This window comes from Microcystis sp. Msp_OC_L_20101000_S702, assembly GCF_007095705.1.
GTDB classification, from domain to species: domain Bacteria; phylum Cyanobacteriota; class Cyanobacteriia; order Cyanobacteriales; family Microcystaceae; genus Microcystis; species Microcystis ichthyoblabe_A.
Window position 1 is genome coordinate 1 of the sequence record NZ_SFBO01000014.1, and the last position, 19,362, is coordinate 19,362.

The following is a 19,362-nucleotide window of genomic DNA, read 5'->3' on the forward strand; positions in this document are numbered from 1 at the left end:
GCTATTTATGAATGTCTGAATGATGCCCATCTGAAACATAAAAAAGAACTGGATTCCTTGCTGACTCTACGATTTCAGAAGTTTAATAAATCTCAGATTATGAACGTCTAAAGTATAGTTAATTTCTGGCGAGGAACCAAAGTCACTCAACCGCAGAACCTCAAGGTTGTATAATTTTTAAGAGTTATTAAGCTTTGTATCAGTTTGCCCGGCAGCATTTAATGAATATACTTTTGGTGACATCATCTTTAGGTTTACTCCTAGCGATCGCTATCGTCGTCTATTTTGTTTCCTCTCGCAAGTACCAATCGTCGGACTCGGTGGCCAATTCCTACGACCAATGGACCGAAGACGGGATTTTAGAATATTATTGGGGCGAACACATCCATTTAGGTCACTACGGTTCCCCACCAGAAAAAAAAGACTTTCTACAGGCAAAAGCTGACTTTGTGGCGGAAATGGTCTCTTGGGGAGGTTTGGATAAACTACCCACTGGTGCAACTCTCCTCGATGTCGGTTGTGGTATTGGTGGGAGCAGTCGCATTCTGGCCCGCGACTACGGATTTGCCGTTACCGGTGTCACCATTAGTCCCAAACAAGTGGCACGGGCCAAAGAACTAACACCCCCAGATGTAAATGCTCGCTTTTTGGTCGATGATGCCATGGCCCTTTCTTTTCCCGACGAGAGTTTTGATGTGGTCTGGTCAATTGAAGCCGGTCCCCATATGCCGGACAAAGCCGTTTTTGCTCAGGAATTACTGCGAGTTCTCAAACCAGGGGGAGTCCTAGTGGTAGCGGACTGGAATCAGCGAGATGACCGTCAAAAACCGCTCAATTTCTGGGAAAGTCCTGTAATGCGCCAACTTTTGGATCAGTGGTCCCACCCCGCTTTTGCCAGTATCGAAGGTTTTGCCGAACAGTTAGCGGCCACGGGATTGGTGGATGGGGAAGTGGTGACTGCTGACTGGACAAAAGCCACTCTACCCTCTTGGATTGATACCATTTGGCAGGGGGTGATTCGTCCCCAAGGTTGGTGGCAATTTGGTCTAACTGGGTTGCTTAAATCTGTCCGAGAAGTGCCGACAATTCTGCTGATGCGTTTGGCCTTTGGTACGGGTTTATGTCGTTTTGGGATGTTCCGCGCTGTTCGCGCTCAATCCCATCTGCAAGCAAGTCAGCAAGAGTCTCTTACCTCAGTTATCTAGCTGGTTATAATTAAATTGAAGATAAATCCCCCCTTGATCCCCCCTTGATAAGCTGTCCTTTAGTCACATCTTTCTTAACATTTCAAACCTTTGTAGCACAAGGCTTTCAAGACTCGGTTAACAATTTGTAATATTCCTTGTTGACACCCTTACTGACACTGCAAAAATTGTTAAGAAAGATCCCTATAAGGGATAGCCTTGATAAGGGGGGTGTCTGATAATTTTTAACACCTACCTACTTAAATTAATCTTTAATATTTAATTAATCTCTGAAAGATTAATAAGGTACGGTTCTAAACTCCACGCAATTATTACTAGGATTATAGAGAGTGTAAACTGCTTTATTTAATTCTTTACCAACGCTACCAACCCCAACTAAACGCTTATCTTGAATCGTCAAAGTTTGACTTGGTTGCCGTTTATCTAAAGTAGTAACAGTGCTGGTTAAATTAGCGGACTGTAAAGAATAATCAAAAACTTTTCCCGCACGACCACAAAATAGATTATTAACTCCCACCCGTTGCAGTCGATCTAAAATTTGCCATGGGGGAGTATCGGGGGTTAATTCTTCACTAACACTGACACTACTGCCATGAATTAATAAACAATCCAACTCGACAAAACCAAAATCGAGATTTCGTAACCATTGCACCGTTTCTAAAGAAACTGCATCCCAGAGTTGTTTAGTGCTATCAATTCCATGTTTATCGATTAATTCCGTCGGTTCTCCTGTTGCTCCTAAACTGTGTAAAATTAGACATTGTTCTTCCCACCATCCCCGACAAACCTGCGGATATAAGTTATTTTTAGTGGGATAACGTATTTGTTCTACTAGCATTTCACTATCGGGATTAACACCGATAAAATCTCCTAAAATATATAAATTTTCTACAGTAACTGACCGTTGCTGAATATCTTCCAAGACCGCTTGATAGGCTGGTAAATTGCCTTGAATACCGCTTAAAATCGCCCACATAATTTCTTGATTTATCACAAATTAACGTTCGCAAACATGAGTCGGATCATCGGCTTTTTCCGCATATTCTAGACCCTTAGCCAATCGCCAAGCGAAAATAGGAGGTAAACCCGATGCTAAAATAGCCTGACAGGTTTCCTGATAGTTATAGGCCACTTCTCGCAGTTGTACCGCTGCCGTTTCTCGATCGTAAATCACATAGGTGGCATTTGGACGACCGTGACGTGGTTCTCCCACCGATCCCACGTTGATGATACGTTTAACCGGTGTGGTAAATTGCCGCGACTGTTCCCCATCGGGTTGATACACTTTTATTTGCAAGCTTCCCGCGTCGAGAGTGCGAATATAGGGGATGTGGGTATGTCCACAGAATAAAACCTCTGTATCTACCGATAAAACCCGTTCTAAAGCCGTAAAAGCGTCCATTTCGGCTAAAAGGTACTCATGGTTACTTTGGGGACTACCATGGACAAAACAGAGGTGATCTAGCTTAAAAATTTCGGGCAGTTTTGACAAATAATTACGGTTTTCTGGGGTGATTATTTGATTTGTCCACTCATGAGCTAATCTACCGCGTTTTTCTGCTAAAAGCGACGGATAACTGCACTCACAGGCATTTAATCCCTCAACGATATCCTCATCCCAACACCCTTGTACCGTGGTAATCCCCAGTTGACGGATTTTTTCCACCACTTGGTTAGGATGGGGTCCGTACCCAACTAAATCCCCTAAACAGTAGATTTCTTGACAACCCTGTTGGTCTAAATCTTCCAAAACAGCATTAAAAGCGGGCATATTGCCATGAATACAGGATAAAACGGCTATTTTCATCAGATTAACTCCATTTCTGGCTCTAAAGATTCTTGAAATTGTTGTTGATAATAAAAAAGTGCCTCATCGGACAGACAACAATCACTCAGGGTATCGGCAATTGTCGGTTTATCGAGATTGCGACCGACGATTTCAATCCCACTAAAGCGATTCGGTCTCCCATCGAGATTTAAGGGGAAATTTAAGCTTTGAAAGTCTTTTTCTGGCCATTCATCCATAAATTCCCCATAAATACACTGACCGTCGATGATATCGAAGATACTTTTAACCCGCAGCACTTCCCCATAGGCCCCTTGGGTTAATTCTGTCCAAAAGGTGGTTAAACTGGAAAAATCGAGGATTTCTCCCGTTAAAACGGCTCTATAAATCTGTATTTCTCGTTTTTTTAACCATTGATCACCTTTTATGGTTGTTTTGACGGGACTGATGACTATTTCATCGACGGGAACTTGTCCTTCGGGGATTTCTTCGTCTGGAGACGTAATCGCTACCCGATGACAATTGAGGGGTTTTAGAAAGCTTTCGAGGGATTGCGTGTCTAAATGCCATGGTACTTCCATATAGATCGTGTTTTCCATGGATAAACTGCTCAAAAGGTCTTCTTCTTCCCTGGAAATAGAGGACAACTGGGGAAAGTCACTCTGTAAAGTGAGATGATCAATGGGAAAAGTTTCCGTCTGGGGACTAAAATATAGACTTGGCTGCTTGCTTTGGGCGATTTGTTGGCGAATCCAATGGGTTTTTCCCGCAGCTATACCCCCCGTCACCACGATAATCATTTTGCTCCTTCTTTATTGTGGTAATGATAATCATTCTAGCATAAGTCAGATTGGGGCAAGTAATCTTCCTTAACCAATCCTCTAGACTTAGTAAGGTTATTTTGGGAAAAATTGGCGGTTTCTTGGGATATTAATCATGGTTATGGCTCTTTTCTCTAGGATACCATTGGCTTTGTCCATCGGGTAAATCAACTAAGATAATTCCCCTCGTTTTTAATTGTTCCCTTAATCGATCGCCGCTTCCGTAAAGTGCAAGGGTTTGCGATAATGAACTTGGAGAACAAAGAGATGTAAAACCATGGGATCGAGGGTTCGTTAAATTTTAAAGTTTTTATCCATAAATTATTAGAGTTCTTGCATAATTAATTTTTGAGAGTTCAAAAACGACAAAAATAAGGATTAAATGGCATAAAATCTGTAAATAGACCATTTAATTGATTATTATTCATTCTTAATTCTCCTGACTACTGACTACTGGCTCCTGACTCCTAACCCTAACAACGATTTTTGATTTCTGCAAGAGGTCTATTCATAGTTTGTGCTTTTTAATTTTTTGAGAACTAGCCAAGCATTCGTTTAGTTGTGTCAAGATTTCCTCTTTATTTAAATTTCTGCCGATAAAAACTAACTGATTCTGAGGAGATGTATCCCATTCTACCGCTTGCAGATCGTAACGAAGACCGCTCAATTGAAAAATATGTTTTAAATCGCTTTGTTGAAACCAGAGAATCCCTTTAGCTCGAAAAACATTTACTGGAATTTTTTCCGTGAGAAAAGGTTCAAATTTATCTAGATTAAATGGTTTATCGCTAACAAAGGAGACAAAATTAAAGTCTTCAGGAGATTGATTATCACTGGAGCTTTGGCGATTTTTTTGAAAGTCTCTCAACTGGACTTTATACAATTCTTCTTTAGTTAAACCTAGATCTAACAATAAACCCAAAGGAACCTGACCATAACTACTTTTTAGGAGTCTTATACCCTCTTTTTCTCGACGAATAAACTTTTCTAAATCATCTAATTTCTTGGGACTGACTCGATCTATTTTATTGAGAATTACCACGTCACCATAACGAATTTGACTAAGGGCAATATTACTATCAAAATGATCGGCAGTAAAGGTTTCAGAATCCACGAGGGTAATAATAGAATCTAAGCGAGTCAGATATTTTAATTCCGTGGCTAGGAAAGTGAGGATAATTGGCAAAGGATCGGCTAATCCTGTGGTTTCAATAATTAGATAGTCCACGGGTATTTCTTTTTCTAAGACCTGATAGACTGTCTCAATTAAACTATCATTAATCGTACAACAAATACAGCCATTACTCAATTCTACCATATCTTCATCGATGGAAACAAGCAATTGAGAATCAATATTAATATCCCCAAACTCATTGACTAAGACGGCAACTTTTAACCCTTCTTTATTGTCAAGAATATGATTGAGTAAGGTGGTTTTTCCACTCCCTAAAAAACCAGTAATAATCGTCACAGGCATTCCTGATTTAGGCAAGCAAGGGAGGGAATCGGAGAGGGGAATTATCAAAGAACTCATGGCAGCTAACCCACTTGTAAGTTAATTAATTGGCAGAAAATAGGCTTTTCTCAACCCTGTTAAATTCGCTTGGAGGGGATCGATATCCACTAATTGCTGGTTTATACAAAAGTTTCAGAGATTAGTTTTAGATAGGATCGCCGTTTGCATTTTTTCTAATAAATCTGCCAGCGTCATCGAACCTAAATCACCCCCTTGTCGAGTGCGAACACTTAGAGTTTTACTGCTAACTTCTCGTTTTCCAATCACAGCTAAGACAGGGATTTTTTCTAGTTCTCCTGTACGAATTTGTTTGCCTAAACGCTCACCACTTTTATCGATTTCCACTCGATAACCAGCTTGTTTTAACTGCACTGCTACCTCTAAAGCATAATGCTGCTGTTCATCACTAACGGGTAATAAACGGACTTGAATAGGTGCTAACCAGAGAGGAAAATCTCCCGCATAATTCTCGATTAAAATACCAAAAAATCTTTCCAAAGAGCCAAAAATAGCTCGATGAATCATAATCGGTCTTTCCCGAGTACCATCCCTAGCGACATATTGCATATCAAAGCGTTCTGGCAAGTTAAAATCGACCTGAATCGTGGAACATTGCCACATTCTACCGATCGCATCTTGAATTTTTATATCAATTTTTGGACCATAAAAAGCCCCACCTCCCTGATCCTCAATATAATCCCACTTTTTAGCATTTAATGCCTCAATTAAAGCTGCAGTTGCCAATTCCCAAACACTATCGCTACCCACGGATTTACTGGGACGAGTCGATAAATTTACCTGATAATTAGTAAAGCCAAAATCGGAGAGAATTTTCTCGGTTAAATTTAAAACTCCTAGAATCTCTGCGGCAATTTGTTCGGGTAAACAAAAAATATGAGCATCATCTTGAGTAAAACCTCTTACCCGCATTAATCCGTGTAAAACCCCCGATCGCTCGTAACGATAAACTGTGCCTAATTCTGCCCATCTGAGGGGAAATTCTCGATAGGAATGCAGGTCATTTTGATAGGTTAAAACATGAAAAGGACAATTCATCGGCTTAATTTGATAGCTTTGCTGTTCTAACTCGATCGCCTCAAACATATTGTCGCGATAAAAGTCCCAATGTCCGGAAGTTTTCCACAGATCTAAATTAGCTAGATGGGGAGTATAAAGAAATTGATAACCCGCTTCTAAATGAGCTTGGCGCCAATAATCTTCGATTAAATAACGCATTGTTGCACCCCGGGGATGCCAAAAAACTAAGCCGCCACCGGCATCTTCTTGGATGCTAAATAATTTTAATTGTTGTCCCAATTTGCGATGATCTCGTCGCTGCGCTTCTTCTTTTTGTTGGAGATAATTTTGTAATTCTGCGGGGGTTTGCCAAGCTGTGCCGTAAATTCGCTGTAATTGCGGCTGTTTTTCATCTCCTTGCCAATAAGCACCCGCTACACTCTCCAAGGCGAAAGCATCTGGGTTAATTTCCCCCGTCGAGTTGAGATGGGGTCCCGCACACAGATCCCACCAAAATTCTTCCGGGGGAGAAACAGCACCATCAATTAACGAGGGTTCTCGATCGCTCCGTCCTGCGTCCGGACTACCGATAAAATAACGGGTAATGGTTTCATCTGGGGGAATTCTCTCTAAAATTAACTTTTTGTAGGGTTGATTAAGGCGCTCGATTTCTGCGGTAATTTCGCTTCTTTCCAGCACTTCTCGGATAATTGGCAGGTTTTTCCCGATAATTCGCCCCATTTCTGCCGCTATTTTCTCCAAATCTTCGGGGGTAAAGGGTGTTGGGCGATCGAAATCGTAGTAGAATCCCGTTTCTGTCCAGGGACCAATAGCGACTTTGGTTTCAGGAAAGAGAGTTTGTACAGCCATCGCTAAGATATGGGCGCAAGTATGGCGTATTTTTACGATTTTTTGCGAATCTTCCTCGATAACGGAGCTTTCTGCTCGGGGGGACTTAATCTGATTGACCATTGCCTGCTAAAATGATAATGATTATCATCTTAGCAGAGGAGGGCTGATGTCTGAGAGAAAAATGCGCTCAACATCTATAAGCTATGTATATTAAGGGTTGAGTTCGTAATCATTCCCCTTATTTTTCAGACTGACTATACTCTGCTTAGATGTACTCCATAGCCAGCAAAAAGTGGCTCTCCTAGACTGGTTATAGCAAATGAGTAGTTTAAATGAGCCTAACTCCTTAAAAAGTAGAGAATCCAACAAAATAAAAAGCTTTTTTATTAAAATTGCTTTTTTGAATTCCTAGTAAGCTTTGCTACACAAGTCTCACAGGAATTATTGTGCTAATATATCATAACTACTCTAGAAGAGCCATAATTTATAATCGGCCAAGTGCTTATATTCATGACCCCGATTATCGCGTGGAACAGGATGTGGTTGGGGTTGTCCTCGTTCATCTGGTGGAACAAACCGAGGTTGTTTAGCTTGACAAATTATTAACTCGGCCCAATTTTCTAGACTTCTATTTTCTGTAAAATATTCAAACTCATGTAGTGAACGAATAACAGGCGGCATTGTCAGACCTAATTCCGAACAATAATTAGTTTCCTCGATCATAAATTCAAACATTTGAGAAGGTCTTATTGCATCATAAAAGGAGAGAACCAAAGGAATAACAGGCTTATCTTTCAAATTATACGCTCGAACGGTTGCCGAAATTTGTTCTGTAGCTTCGTGAAATCTCATATAAAAATTGGCTAGTCCTTCAGGATGAAAACAGGCGCTAGTGTCAGGGGACATTAGCGAATTCTTACATTCGATAATAATATAGGCATTAGGAAGGCATATCAAAAAGTCTGCTCGTTTTCCCGCTTTATTGATCGAGTCTGTTTCGTCAACAGGAATTCTTTCAAAAGATGTCGGAGCAATCTGGGGCAAAAAAACTGTTTCCAGATATGTTTCCACCGCATCACTTAAAATACCATCTCGTTTTTTTCGATTCTCTTCGTAGGGCGTAAGAATATTTGTGTTAATCTGGTTCCAGCAGGATTCAGACAAAGAAAGAGGATCGGGAAGACAGTATTTTTGTTTGCCAAGATATATAAATGGAATATCTAAAAAATAATTATAAAAGAATGGTTGATAAGGTTCTGATACTGTTTCTATACTTCGCTCAACTTTTGTCCAAAAACATTGAGAATCTTTTTTTGTAGATAGATTAAAAGGCAAGCTATTGAGTGAAATAAATTTTTCAAGATTCTCTTGAGTAATTCCCTGATCTTCGAGTTCTTTATCCCGAGAAAAGTCGATAAGACCCCATTGCTCTCCATTGCTCTTTCCCCATTCAATCGCCGACATAAATTGATTAAAGTAAACCTGGGTTGATAATCCCGCTCGCTGATAAAAAAGCTCAAGAATAAGAGGGTGTGATTGATGAATAATCTCCAATAATTTAATCGTGCGCTGAATACGAGCTATTGAGTCTCCAAATCCCGAATTTTGAAAAGCCGCCGAACGCTGACAGAAGAGTCCTGGCGAATGGCGGCGCACTTTCTCTTTTGTGATAAAATCACTAGGCTTGATCGTCCAGTTACGAACTTTGTTTATATGGTTTTTCTCGTATTTTGCAATGTTATTTACGATTTCTTCCGATTCTTTTTTCAACAGATTTTTGTCTGAAATTGTATGGTTCGGCCAACCAAAATAAACTTGAATCAAAGAATCGAATTCTTCTGGAATTATTTCTTGATCACGATGTATGTTTCCCGCACTAGCAAGAAGGATCAATCGAATCGCATAATTGCGTAATGCGTTACTTTCTACCCATTTACAAGGATCACTCTTCCAGCTTTCCCAGTTGCGCCAACAAATATTAGCTCCCATTTTTAAAATAGAATGAGAGTTATATCGACGAAGATAGTCTTTTAATTCTGTTATGTTCGAGAAGTTCATGAGAACGGGACGCGCGAGTTACCTAGTCTAATTATAGTACATCGCTCCGGGACGATCGATCCCCCGAAAAGTGTCCATTCTAACCCTAACGAATTGGGTCTAGAATGCTATTGTAGTGATTTCAAATAAGTACGATACACTCTCGATCGATAAAACCCTTATTCTATCTGGCATTGATATTCCCAATCTTAATTGAAATGACTATATCTCGAAAATTTACCGAGACAAGTCCAACTTAGACCAATCCTCGACTTCCAACGTGTTTCTCGCTCAAAATCCCGACAATCGATCGCCTCTTCCGAAAAGGCACGCATTGGATGCACCGCACATTTCAAGCGATAATCTCCGGTACAAAAAACACAGCGACTACAGGGAATTCGATGCAGCTTTTGCAACTGCCGGCGCCCTTGGGCAACAGCAAGAAAAAGGGCAGTAAAAAAGAACAGCAGCGTTATCCAGATTGCGATCGGACAAAAGAGCGGTATTAGCCTTAACATAAATCTCGATTTTTGTCAATTAAGGAATAATTACAGTTTGCTCAGAAAGGAATTCCTGTGGAACTAGAGATCGCCAGAAACTAAAAATCTCTTGACTGACGCTGTAGGGGTGGGAATAGTGGAAAAAATAACGCCCTTTGTGACAACTCCAAATGCGATCGCCTGACTTTAACCAGGGTTGCCATCCCTGCAATAAATGCCGATCAATTACCGTATCGATATCTCCCCCACAGACTAACAGGGGTACGGGAACTGTCCCCGGGGGGAAATGGGCATTCTGATAGAGATTATGGGGAGAAAGGGACAATAATAAATCCTCTTCCAAGAGATAGCGATATTCTTGGGTTAAAGCGCAGGATTGATGACCAAAAAGATTGTGAACCGATTGATTGAGCAGAGTTTGACGAGAACAAGGCAGTAATTTTGATAGCACATAATAATGAGCTTGCCAATCGATCGCCGGATAGACTCCCACAGAGAGCAAAGTTAAGGATTTTACCCTTTCTGGATAACGACGCGCATACAGTAATCCTACTAATCCCCCCGTGCCGTGGCCGACTAAATGCAGCGGTCGATCGCATTGTTTCAGGTAATCTTGTATTAATACTAAGGCAATATCAAGAGAAGCTGGCTGATCAAGAGATTGACAGTATTGCCAATCAGCGATCGCAACTTCCCGGGCTAAACAATCCAACACCGGGCGATCAAAACGGCGAAAACTGGGGTTAACATTAATCCAAACTGCATCAGGTAATCGAGACATAATAATCAAGGATATAGGGGATTTTTTAGCGATCAGTAAACAGTAATCAGTAGTCGGTGAAAAGAAAGCTGCGAACTAGCCACTTAATACTATTCACTGGTAACTGATAACTGATAACTGGTAACTGATAACTGATAACTGATAACTGATTGATAGCTAACTAAACGCCAAATTCGCCCTTAAGTCCCGCGACCCAAGTTTTGATCCGTTGTTCAGTTAAATCGGATTGGTTGTCTTCATCGAGGGCTAAACCGACAAATTTGCCATTTTTTAGGGCTTTCGACTCGTTAAAATCGTAACCTTCTGTCGGCCAGTAACCGACAGTTTTACCCCCCAGGGAGGCGATTTTTTCTTCCAGTATCCCCAGAGCATCTTGAAAGTTATCCGCATAACTGATTTGATCCCCCATCCCGAAATAAGCGACCTTTTTGGAGACGAAATCAATGTCATCCAATTCATCGTAAAAACCCGCCCAATCGCTTTGTAATTCGCCGATATTCCAGGTGGGACAACCGATAATCAGGGCATCGTAGGGGGCAAAATCCTCGGTAGAAGCGGAGGAGATATCGTGTAATTCTACAATTGCCTCACCTCCAAATTCTTTCTGAATCATTTCCGCCACCGTTTCGGTTTTGCCGGTTTGCGTGCCAAAAAATAAGCCAATTTTTGCCATAAAATTTGTCCTTGTTGCGAAATAAGTGAGTTTAACTCTTAATTCTCCTTGATAGGGAATAAAGCCCCTGATTACAGTTTTCTCTCTCTGAAACTGGCATTTCCTGCCGGCAAGAACTACAGTACCAATAAGAGCGAGAGCGTCCAATGTGATGCAGCAATTTGGTGTTACAACAGGTACAGTAAGGCATAAGGGACAGTTAGAAAGATTGATCAGCGGGGAAAATTAGGAAAATCGATAATTTATCCTAATCTTCCTTGAAAAAACTAGGCTTCTATCGCATTTAAGGCTTTTTCTACTCGTTTAAAGTCAAAACCCATCGCGCGTAAAGCGTGCCAGAGATGACCTTGTAAAAAGAAGAAAGCGAGGAAAAAGTGGGCATTAGCTAACCAACAGCGCGCCGTATGTACTCCAAAGGGCAATTTCACCGTGTCGGCAAAGTAGGGAGCAATTCCTAACTTCACTTCTAAAATTGGCCCGTAAAATTCGACTGGATAAGCGAGGGTATTTACCCCACAGAAATAGGCGGCCACGAAACCAGCTAGGGCAATTCCGCCCAAAGAATAGGATAAAATGGCTTCTCCAGAGAAAATCAGCACATTTCTCGCCCATTTGAGCGGGGGAACGATAATATGCCAGATACCGCCCCCAATTAACATTAAACCGACGTAGATATGACCACCGACTAAATCTTCGAGATTGTCCACAGTAGCAAAGTGGGTTTGATAGCCATAGATAACCCAAGGATCGAGGGTTGGTTCACTAACGACTCGGACAGCGCCGATAGTTGCGTCGTATAATCCCCCCCAGTACATAGCTTTGGCCACTAATAATAATGCAGCTATACCTAAAAAGAGCAGGTGATGACCGAGAATAACTCCTAATTGTCGGGGTTCACTCCAATCGAAATGGAATTTTTTCCCCGGACCAGAGGAATCTTTCAGGGTTTCTGGGACTCTTAACAGGTGAAATAAGGCTCCTGCTCCCAAAACTGCCGAAGAAATCAGATGAATTGAGCCAATCACGAAAAAGGGATAGATATCGATGATTTGCCCCTTTTCTCCGACTCCAAAGCCTAAAGTGGCCAGGTGCGGCAGTAAAATTAAGCCCTGTTCTGCCATGGCTATATCGGGGCGATACTGGGAAATTTCAAATAAGGTGAAGGCTCCTGCCCAAAAAGCGATTAAAGCAGCTTGGGCAACGTGGGCAACGATAAATAAGCCTGATTTATCGGCAAAACGGGCATTTCCTGCCCACCAGTCGTACTTGATCTGAGGATTGTCGTAGGTCTGCATGGCATCTTTTAACGAAAATAGAACCAAGCTTATTGATAATAATATGCAATAAGCTTTAAGTCTTAGTCTAGAATAATTCTCAATAAAGTCAAGTTAAGAATTGTTACAGTTGCTCGGTATCCTTTGATACATTAGTATTTTTAGCCGGTTTAGCCTTTGAAAATCAAGGCTTTTCAGCATGAATCTTGGATCGCAGCTAGAGTAATCTTCTCAAATAATTGAGAATAATTATTAATTAATTTCTTCTGAAAAAGGCCTAGAATAGGGTCAGGCAGAATGATCCGAGGCTGTGAGGCAGGAGTTTCAGGCTTTGTTGCCCCCTTTTCTTGTACCAGTTTATGTACTGTAAGAAGGATAATGCAAGGTTTTTGAAGGTTCCAATCCTATTTTCGCAGCATGAACATCGGATTTTAACAGGTCAAAAGCCTTATCTAAAAAGGGTTTTACCATTATTCAGCAAACCCTAATTACTTCCTCAGCAGTTCTTCGGCATTTTGCAGGATTTCGAGGACTTGTTCGGCACTAATCAAGCGTTTTAGCACCACTTGCCCGATAGTGGGGACAGTATCAGCAATTTCGGCACTCTTGGGGGCAACTTCCACCATAATCACGGCTTCTTCCACCTTATAAAGCCATAAAACCTGTTCTCCCTCTAAAATACCGATATTTAATCGCTCTATCTGTGGTGGTCGTCGCCAACTACTCGCATTGTCCCACAAACCACCAAATTCCCACACCCGTCCTATTGTCCAGCCTGCCGTTAAGAAAAAATATTTCACTTTGGGGACTTGCGTAAAAATAAGATGCCAGCTAGGAGGGCAGAACCGTCACATCCCATTTGGGCAAAGTTTCAGAACGCTGCGTTGAAAGGTTGCAATTGTTCTAGTTCTTTAGCCAAAACCTTCACCCCTTTTTCATAAGTTCCTTCTACCAAATTTACTAGAGGTTTTATACCCTTCCAAGTCATGTTAGAAGCCCAATTAAGAGCCGCATCAATTGAATCTAAAATTGCCCCATTCCAATAGTTCTCTAAGACTGCCCAACACCTTTCAATGGGATTATATTTACTATGGCATTTGCGGGTAATAGATGAGCCGTATTTGCCATTGGGTTTTTCGGGCAAATCCTACCATTCTTTTGATAAATTGAGTGCGGTTGCTGCGAGTGGCGGCTCCTCCATCTAAATCAATGACTAATTCTTCTAACCCTGGATAGATTGCTTGATTTTCTTGCCACCGCAACTCTAAACAATCTACTACAAAATCTGAGGTTTCAGCCGATTGACCGAAATAAATAGACAGGCGTTCTCCCCTCACATCTAGAATTCCTAAAGGGACTAAAACAGCCCTCCATTCCCTATCATGATCATCAGCTTTTAATGGCTCGAGATAGCGGGCTTTACCCTCACGAGACAAATTGCCTATCTTAACTTTAGCTTTGCTATCCAAGGAAATTCTCAAGGATTTAGTCTGGTTGTCAGCGGCTTGATTGGCTTGAGCTACATTGGCAAAAATTGCCTCGGTTTCTGGGATTTTTTTGAGCGGTTTTATTTTTTGTGTTTTTTTAAACTATAGCCCATTCGATTCAAAATATCTCCAATGGTTTGACGAGAGGGCAATTGTTCATCTCGATAGCCTTTTTCTTCTTTTAATGCCTCTCTTATGGCTCTGGCACTGATTTTAGTAAAGGCAAAAGTTGATTGGAATTTAGGGTCTGCTTGCGAGTACATCTCCACTAAACTTTTGATGTCTGCCTCTAAGTTTGGTAGCAGTTCCTCCGTTTTTTTTCTCCCCCTAGCACGATAATTATCAACGCAAATAATTCCAGTTTCTAGCTCTTTCAATCCCGTTGCTATTGCCTGCCTAGACCATCCCAATTCTGTTTCAGCCCGGCGCGGCAAAGAGTTAAAATAGTCTATAGTTACTTGCGCCATAAAAGCCCTTTTCTTAAAACCTGTCAGCTTTTTTGCCGCATCTTTCAAGCTTGATTTGATTTTTTCAGTCAGTTCAGTTACCATAAGTCTAGATGGTAATTTATTAATACGCAAGTCCCTTGTTACTCAATCTAGAATCAATCTCTAGCTTTCTGGCTTAATTGGTTTTCAGCCGTCAAATTTTATCAAAAAACTGCTAACGTCCCGTTAATTTCACCACCCCAATGCCCCCAAAGTATAGACCCAAGACCGCCCCTGCTAACAGGGATTGGGTGAGAGGATCTGTGGAAGGGGTTAAAATCGCGCCTAAAATCACCGCCCCCAAAACCACGAAACGCCACCCCGATAACATCGTTTGCGAGGAAATAATGCCCAAAAAGCTCAAAATCAATTGAATAACGGGAATTTGAAAGGCGATGCCAGTACTAAACAGTAAAAGTAAGACAAATTCAAAATAGCGCTCGATCGACCAAGCTTGTTCGACCACTTCCGCCCCATAACTGACAAAAAAGTTTAAAGCGGCGGGAATCAGGGCAATATAGGCAAAAAATAAACCAGCAAAAAATAAAACACTCGATCCTAACACTACCGGGACAATTAAACGCCGTTCGCGACGGGTTAACCCCGGCAGCACAAAGAGGATAATTTGTAAGAGAATGACCGGACTAGCCACCAGTATGCCGCTATATCCAGCTACTTTTAGGGAGACGAAAAAAAATTCTCCCGGAGCTAACTGCAAAAATTTTACCCCTTGGGCGGGAACTTCCAGCACTTGTACTAGGGGTTTAACGAAGATAAAACATCCCACCGCACCCACAGCCACGGCAATTAAACTATAAAAAATCCGGCGCCGCAACTCCTCCAAGTGGTCAAATAAGGACATTTCCACTTCTCCGGGTAACTCATCGAGGAATTCGGTACTGTCTGGGGGCGGGGTTTTTACTTCTGTCGATGACATGGCTTTCGCTTGATCGTTCTCTACTCAAGCCTTTATCCTAGCATTGATAACCCTTAGCTATTAGCCGTCAGCTATCAGAATCATTCCAACATCGTCGGGTTTGCTCGGTAACAGGTTACCAATCCAGAACTCAACCCATCAGAGCGGCATCGCACTTTAACCCACAGCTGCAATAAATGTGCATGGTGCGTTCCCCAAAAATCGATCGGTGGAGCAGTAGGACTTGCATTAGGGAACGCACCCTACAAGATCGGCTGTCGATGACATGGCTTTCGCTTGATCGTTCTCTACTCAAGCCTTTATCCTAGCATTGTTGACCCTTAGCCTTGAATCAGTTATCAGAATTCAGGAGTCGGGAGATTATTTTTAGGACTTATACCAAATTTCTAAATCCATGACAGACATCCACGCTCGAATGCTTGCCAAGCTTGCATTCGTTGTGACGCAAATAAAGAAAAATGGTATTAGAGGAGAGCATCTCACCTTTGTAACCCATATTCCGTACTGGTTAAGAGGAGGTAAAAAATAAACTCAGAAATAGCGACGGAATAGCTACAATCAAATCAACCAGTCACTCACCTGACAATGACTCAACTAACCGTTAAAAATCCCGACCATTTAGGCATCATCGCCGCTATCATTGATGAGCTAGGTATTGTGGACTATATGAATCAACAACTTGGAGAAAAAGACACCACCCACTCACTTAGGAAATCACCATGGAACTTTATCAACGAATAGCCGATTTTTATGACTCCTCTAGTGGACTATGGGAAAGGATTTGGGGCGAACATATGCACCATGGTTACTACGGTCGCGGCGGCAAGATTAAACTCGATCGCCGTCAGGCACAAATTGATTTAATAGAAGAATTATTAACTTGGGGTCATGTCACCGGTGCTAATCGGATTCTTGATGTCGGTTGTGGTATTGGTGGCAGTAGTCTTTATCTGGCCGAAAAATTTCACAGCCAAGCGGTGGGGATTACCCTTTCCCCGGTACAAGCCGCTAGAGCCAGCCAAAGAGCGCAAGAGTTTAATTTAGAAGAAAAAGTCAGTTTTTGTGTGGCTGATGCCCTAAAAACCCCTTTTCCTGACGATAATTTTGCTCTGGTCTGGTCATTGGAAAGTGGCGAACATATGCCCGATAAAAGGCAATTTCTGCGGGAATGTTATCGGGTTTTGCAGCCTGGGGGGACTTTTTTGATGGCTACTTGGTGTCATCGTTCCACCACTTCCCTGGCTGGTAATTTAACGGAAGGAGAGATTAAACTATTAAACGAGATTTATCAGGTTTATTGTCTGCCCTATGTGATTTCTTTGCCAGAATACGCCGATATTGCCCGTGACATTGGCTTTCAAGACCTAAAAACCGATGATTGGTCTCTATCGGTGGCCGCTTTTTGGGATGTGGTGATTGATTCGGCCCTAACCCCAGATGCGATCGCAGGTTTGTTAGCCAGCGGTTACACTACTATCCAAGGGGCTTTATCTTTAGGGTTAATGCGGCGCGGTTACGAGTCGGGTTTAATTCGTTTTGGCTTACTGCAAGGGAAAAAATAAAGGCTGATCTCTCCATTTCTTTTTAACAAAACTTAACAATTATTGGCAAAATTTTGCTTGCTTTTCTGGGGAGATTTTGAGATAATATTTCTAAAAGATTTTATTCATAATGGAAATATTGACAATTATCTAAATTGGCACAGATTCCCATTATAAAAAAAGCATAACGCAAACCGCCGCCTAAGTCAAGCCCTTTCCCATACTTATGGGTGCGAATTTCCATAAATCAAAAAAAAGGCTTTGGTGGGGGCAGTGATCAGGTAGAACTGGGGAACGAGATAATCTTCAAGCAAGATTCTGTATTTCTAAAATTCTACACTTAGGTTTTCCTAAAATGGCTCAGGGCAGATTTGAACTGCCGACCTTGGGCTTATGAGTCCCCTGCTCTGACCAACTGAGCTACTAAGCCGTTGTTTACACAGTTATCAATCATAACACATAATCACCCAATTGCACAAGAGCAAAAAAGGGAAGATTTTTTCTTCCCTTTGGGGGCATCTTTAACGTCTGCCTGGCAGGAAAGCCATAGGATTAACTGCTCCCCGGCCGGAGGGGTGAACCTCGAAATGTAGGTGGGGGCCGGTGCTAAAGCCACTGCTGCCCATCTGGGCGATCGGCTCGCCTTGCTGAACAGTTTGGCCGCGACGCACCAGCAGACGGCTGTTATGGGCATAGAGAGTGGTGCTACCATCGGGGTGACGAAGTTTCACCAGATTGCCATAACCGCCAGAATTCCAGCCGGAGGAGATTACTTCACCGGCTGCCGCCGCCACAATCGGAGTCCCCACTGGACCGGCGATATCGATGCCGCGATGAGGTCTGCCCCAGCGCCAACCGAAACCAGAGGTTAACACACCTCTAGTGGGCCAAATAAAGCCGGTAAAAATCGGGGCGGGATTAGGTAAATGCTCATCGGGATTAGTGAGGGGAGGAAGGGAAGGTTCTACGGTTTCGCCGACGGGAATTCGGAGGCGGTCATTATATTCTTCCACATTGGTAGGAGCCGAACCGATAATCTGTGGGGGGGTGCTTTGGTTAGAACGAGAACGAAGGGCAGTCCATTGGGGATTAGGGGTTATTTGCGGCTCATCGAGGGTTTCTGCGGGATTATCGACGGGAATAGCGATACTTTTCTGGGTTTCCGAAAGGTTAGTTTCCCGCAGATTAGCCACCTCTTGGCGCAATCTTTCCCGATAGCTGCCGGTGATATTTTCGGGGAATTCTTCCGTCCCCGTGGTGGCAGTTTCCGCGGGCGGATTTTGTCGATTGCTGGGGTTAAAGGACAACCTAGGGCGATCGCCGTCCAAAGGGGTAAGATTTTGATTAACTCTAGCGTTGGCAGAGCGATCGGGAACCACTAGGGTTTGATTAACTTTAATCCGGTTGGGGTTGTCAATGCCGTTTTCCCTAGCTAATTCGGCGGGGGTGATGCCGAGAGCGCGAGCGATCGTGTTTAAGGTATCTCCTGGCCGAACCCGATAAACTTGGTTTTCTGGGGGAACTATGACCCGAGGATTGGGAACGGCGGGAATTTCAGTCACAGGAGCCGGATTTCGTAGGGCAACGCTAGGAATTTCCGGTCTGCTTGTCAAGGGAGGATTAAGGGGAATTGTGGCTATCGGGCGATCGCTTTCAGGGGTGGGAACGGGAATCGGGATCACCTGGCTGGTTGGTCGGGGGGATTCTTCGGGAGCAATAACGGGAATCTCGACGCTAGTTGGCGAATTATCGGGAACGAGAGCGGTAGTTTCGGTGACGATTACCGTTTCCCCGGAATTGGACTGATGGGGGTTTTCCTCGGTTCGCAGGGCGGCCAAACTTTCTTGGAGACGTTGACGGGTTTGACGGAGACTAGCAGAGGAACTATCCAACTGCTCAGGAGTTGCTGCCGGGGCTGCCGGGGGCAACTGCTCAGGAGTGGGAATTTTTAAGGTTTGTCCGATAATCAAATCGGATTGGGGGGAGAGATTATTGCGGGCAGCGATCACTGTGGGGGTGGTTTGATAGCTGTCGGCTAAACTCCACAGGGATTCTCCCGGTTTTACCTGATGCTCAACCACTGATGTGGCGATGAATTTGACGGTGGCGAGTGCTTGGGATTGGATTATTTGCGGTTCTTTTAGTTCTTTACCCGCAGCTTTGGCTTTTTGGGCCAGGTCAATCACTTCCCATTCTAAGGGTACAGAATTGGCGGCCTGGGCTGATTCTGAGGTGGAGTTGAGAATGCTAGGTACTCCCAGAGAGAGTGCTAATCCCAGTAGAGCAACTGAGTAACGGACTCGGTTAGACTCAGCGGTGCAATTCTGTTCTGGGGTAGCGGATGTCATGGGGTTGTGGATAAAAGTCTCTTTCAAACAGACCTCCTGTGGTGTAAAGAGTTAGCTAGAGCCAGTGGATTAAGCCGATGGGTCTAGCTTTCAGCATTA

General features: G+C 42.8%; 17 protein-coding genes, 1 tRNA gene and 2 pseudogenes. 4 read left to right on the forward strand and 16 right to left on the reverse strand.

Going from position 1 to position 19,362, the window contains the following annotated elements:
* Together EWV60_RS01120 and EWV60_RS01125 are read left to right on the forward strand one after the other, a co-directional pair.
* Window positions 1-111, forward strand: a pseudogene (locus tag EWV60_RS01120) (IS630 family transposase); the annotation flags it as partial.
* A 110-nt stretch (window positions 112-221) separates the two neighbouring features.
* Complete coding sequence (locus EWV60_RS01125; RefSeq protein WP_287230402.1) at window positions 222-1,205, forward strand: methyltransferase domain-containing protein; 984 nt, start codon at window positions 222-224, stop codon at window positions 1,203-1,205.
* A 277-nt stretch (window positions 1,206-1,482) separates the two neighbouring features.
* Here the strand turns inward: EWV60_RS01125 and EWV60_RS01130 are convergent, their stop codons facing one another.
* The 14 genes and pseudogenes from EWV60_RS01130 to tatC all read right to left on the reverse strand — a co-directional run bounded on the left by EWV60_RS01130 (window position 1,483) and on the right by tatC (window position 15,374).
* The gene (locus tag EWV60_RS01130; RefSeq protein WP_002797982.1) at window positions 1,483-2,181 is read right to left on the reverse strand and encodes a metallophosphoesterase family protein; all 699 of its coding nucleotides are present in this window, start codon (window positions 2,179-2,181) and stop codon (window positions 1,483-1,485) included.
* A 21-nt stretch (window positions 2,182-2,202) separates the two neighbouring features.
* Window positions 2,203-3,012 (reverse strand): metallophosphoesterase family protein, encoded by an 810-nt coding sequence (locus EWV60_RS01135; RefSeq protein ID WP_024970229.1) that lies wholly within the window; start codon window positions 3,010-3,012, stop codon window positions 2,203-2,205.
* Window positions 3,012-3,791 carry a hypothetical protein gene (locus EWV60_RS01140; protein WP_287230363.1) on the reverse strand — a complete coding sequence of 260 codons (780 nt, stop codon included), beginning with the start codon at window positions 3,789-3,791 and terminating at the stop codon, window positions 3,012-3,014. The genes EWV60_RS01135 and EWV60_RS01140 overlap by 1 nt, the downstream gene beginning before the upstream one ends.
* Window positions 3,792-4,320: 529 nt before the next feature.
* Window positions 4,321-5,346, reverse strand: a complete 1,026-nt coding sequence (locus EWV60_RS01145) for a CobW family GTP-binding protein (RefSeq protein ID WP_287230365.1) — start codon at window positions 5,344-5,346, stop codon at window positions 4,321-4,323.
* Window positions 5,347-5,460: 114 nt separating this feature from the next.
* Entirely contained in the window at window positions 5,461-7,317 is a 1,857-nt protein-coding gene (gene thrS / locus EWV60_RS01150; RefSeq protein ID WP_287230367.1) for a threonine--tRNA ligase, read from the reverse strand.
* A gap of 348 nt (window positions 7,318-7,665) precedes the next feature.
* Window positions 7,666-9,186, reverse strand: a complete 1,521-nt coding sequence (locus tag EWV60_RS01155; protein WP_287230369.1) for a hypothetical protein — start codon at window positions 9,184-9,186, stop codon at window positions 7,666-7,668.
* Window positions 9,187-9,443: 257 nt separating this feature from the next.
* Window positions 9,444-9,752, reverse strand: coding sequence for a hypothetical protein (locus tag EWV60_RS01160; RefSeq protein WP_287230371.1), 309 nt, complete (start codon window positions 9,750-9,752; stop codon window positions 9,444-9,446).
* 19 nt (window positions 9,753-9,771) lie between these two features.
* The gene (locus EWV60_RS01165) at window positions 9,772-10,515 is read right to left on the reverse strand and encodes an alpha/beta hydrolase (protein ID WP_190380188.1); all 744 of its coding nucleotides are present in this window, start codon (window positions 10,513-10,515) and stop codon (window positions 9,772-9,774) included.
* Window positions 10,516-10,675: 160 nt separating this feature from the next.
* Entirely contained in the window at window positions 10,676-11,188 is a 513-nt protein-coding gene (fldA, locus tag EWV60_RS01170) for a flavodoxin FldA (RefSeq protein WP_016515946.1), read from the reverse strand.
* 266 nt (window positions 11,189-11,454) lie between these two features.
* Window positions 11,455-12,483: a chlorophyll a/b binding light-harvesting protein gene (locus EWV60_RS01175; protein ID WP_002742255.1), complete on the reverse strand. Its 1,029-nt coding sequence runs from the start codon at window positions 12,481-12,483 to the stop codon at window positions 11,455-11,457.
* Window positions 12,484-12,950: 467 nt separating this feature from the next.
* Entirely contained in the window at window positions 12,951-13,262 is a 312-nt protein-coding gene (locus EWV60_RS01180; RefSeq protein ID WP_024969511.1) for a hypothetical protein, read from the reverse strand.
* 71 nt (window positions 13,263-13,333) lie between these two features.
* On the reverse strand, window positions 13,334-13,606 hold the full coding sequence (locus tag EWV60_RS23095; protein WP_103111231.1) for an ISAzo13-like element transposase-related protein: 273 nt from the start codon (window positions 13,604-13,606) through the stop codon (window positions 13,334-13,336).
* A pseudogene (locus EWV60_RS23100) lies at window positions 13,551-14,500 on the reverse strand (ISAzo13-like element transposase-related protein). Before EWV60_RS23100 ends, EWV60_RS23095 begins: the two are co-directional and overlap by 56 nt.
* Window positions 14,501-14,612: 112 nt before the next feature.
* Window positions 14,613-15,374, reverse strand: a complete 762-nt coding sequence (gene tatC / locus EWV60_RS01195) for a twin-arginine translocase subunit TatC (RefSeq protein ID WP_002737652.1) — start codon at window positions 15,372-15,374, stop codon at window positions 14,613-14,615.
* A 585-nt stretch (window positions 15,375-15,959) separates the two neighbouring features.
* Between tatC and EWV60_RS01200 the strand changes: the two genes are divergently transcribed.
* Together EWV60_RS01200 and EWV60_RS01205 are read left to right on the forward strand one after the other, a co-directional pair.
* Window positions 15,960-16,115, forward strand: coding sequence for a DUF4277 domain-containing protein (locus EWV60_RS01200; protein WP_002742273.1), 156 nt, complete (start codon window positions 15,960-15,962; stop codon window positions 16,113-16,115).
* Window positions 16,094-16,936, forward strand: coding sequence for a methyltransferase domain-containing protein (locus EWV60_RS01205; RefSeq protein WP_287230380.1), 843 nt, complete (start codon window positions 16,094-16,096; stop codon window positions 16,934-16,936). Before EWV60_RS01200 ends, EWV60_RS01205 begins: the two co-directional genes overlap by 22 nt.
* Window positions 16,937-17,271: 335 nt before the next feature.
* Here EWV60_RS01205 and EWV60_RS01210 read toward each other — a convergent pair.
* Both EWV60_RS01210 and EWV60_RS01215 read right to left on the reverse strand, forming a co-directional pair.
* Window positions 17,272-17,345: transfer RNA gene (locus tag EWV60_RS01210), tRNA-Met, on the reverse strand.
* A gap of 91 nt (window positions 17,346-17,436) precedes the next feature.
* Window positions 17,437-19,263 carry a peptidoglycan DD-metalloendopeptidase family protein gene (locus EWV60_RS01215; RefSeq protein ID WP_287230382.1) on the reverse strand — a complete coding sequence of 609 codons (1,827 nt, stop codon included), beginning with the start codon at window positions 19,261-19,263 and terminating at the stop codon, window positions 17,437-17,439.
* Between the last annotated feature and the right edge of the window lie 99 nt (window positions 19,264-19,362).

Coding starts and splice junctions, on each gene's coding strand:
- fldA (WP_016515946.1), bottom strand. CDS start 11,188: ATGGCAAAAATTGGCTTATTTTTTGGCACGCAAACCGGCAAAACCGAA.
- EWV60_RS01200 (WP_002742273.1), top strand. CDS start 15,960: ATGACTCAACTAACCGTTAAAAATCCCGACCATTTAGGCATCATCGCC.
- EWV60_RS01140 (WP_287230363.1), bottom strand. CDS start 3,791: ATGATTATCGTGGTGACGGGGGGTATAGCTGCGGGAAAAACCCATTGG.
- EWV60_RS01135 (WP_024970229.1), bottom strand. CDS start 3,012: ATGAAAATAGCCGTTTTATCCTGTATTCATGGCAATATGCCCGCTTTT.
- EWV60_RS01215 (WP_287230382.1), bottom strand. CDS start 19,263: ATGACATCCGCTACCCCAGAACAGAATTGCACCGCTGAGTCTAACCGA.
- EWV60_RS01145 (WP_287230365.1), bottom strand. CDS start 5,346: ATGAGTTCTTTGATAATTCCCCTCTCCGATTCCCTCCCTTGCTTGCCT.
- EWV60_RS01205 (WP_287230380.1), top strand. CDS start 16,094: ATGGAACTTTATCAACGAATAGCCGATTTTTATGACTCCTCTAGTGGA.
- EWV60_RS01155 (WP_287230369.1), bottom strand. CDS start 9,186: ATGGGAGCTAATATTTGTTGGCGCAACTGGGAAAGCTGGAAGAGTGAT.
- tatC (WP_002737652.1), bottom strand. CDS start 15,374: ATGTCATCGACAGAAGTAAAAACCCCGCCCCCAGACAGTACCGAATTC.
- thrS (WP_287230367.1), bottom strand. CDS start 7,317: ATGGTCAATCAGATTAAGTCCCCCCGAGCAGAAAGCTCCGTTATCGAG.
- EWV60_RS01175 (WP_002742255.1), bottom strand. CDS start 12,483: ATGCAGACCTACGACAATCCTCAGATCAAGTACGACTGGTGGGCAGGA.
- EWV60_RS01160 (WP_287230371.1), bottom strand. CDS start 9,752: ATGTTAAGGCTAATACCGCTCTTTTGTCCGATCGCAATCTGGATAACG.
- EWV60_RS01125 (WP_287230402.1), top strand. CDS start 222: ATGAATATACTTTTGGTGACATCATCTTTAGGTTTACTCCTAGCGATC.
- EWV60_RS01165 (WP_190380188.1), bottom strand. CDS start 10,515: ATGTCTCGATTACCTGATGCAGTTTGGATTAATGTTAACCCCAGTTTT.
- EWV60_RS01130 (WP_002797982.1), bottom strand. CDS start 2,181: ATGTGGGCGATTTTAAGCGGTATTCAAGGCAATTTACCAGCCTATCAA.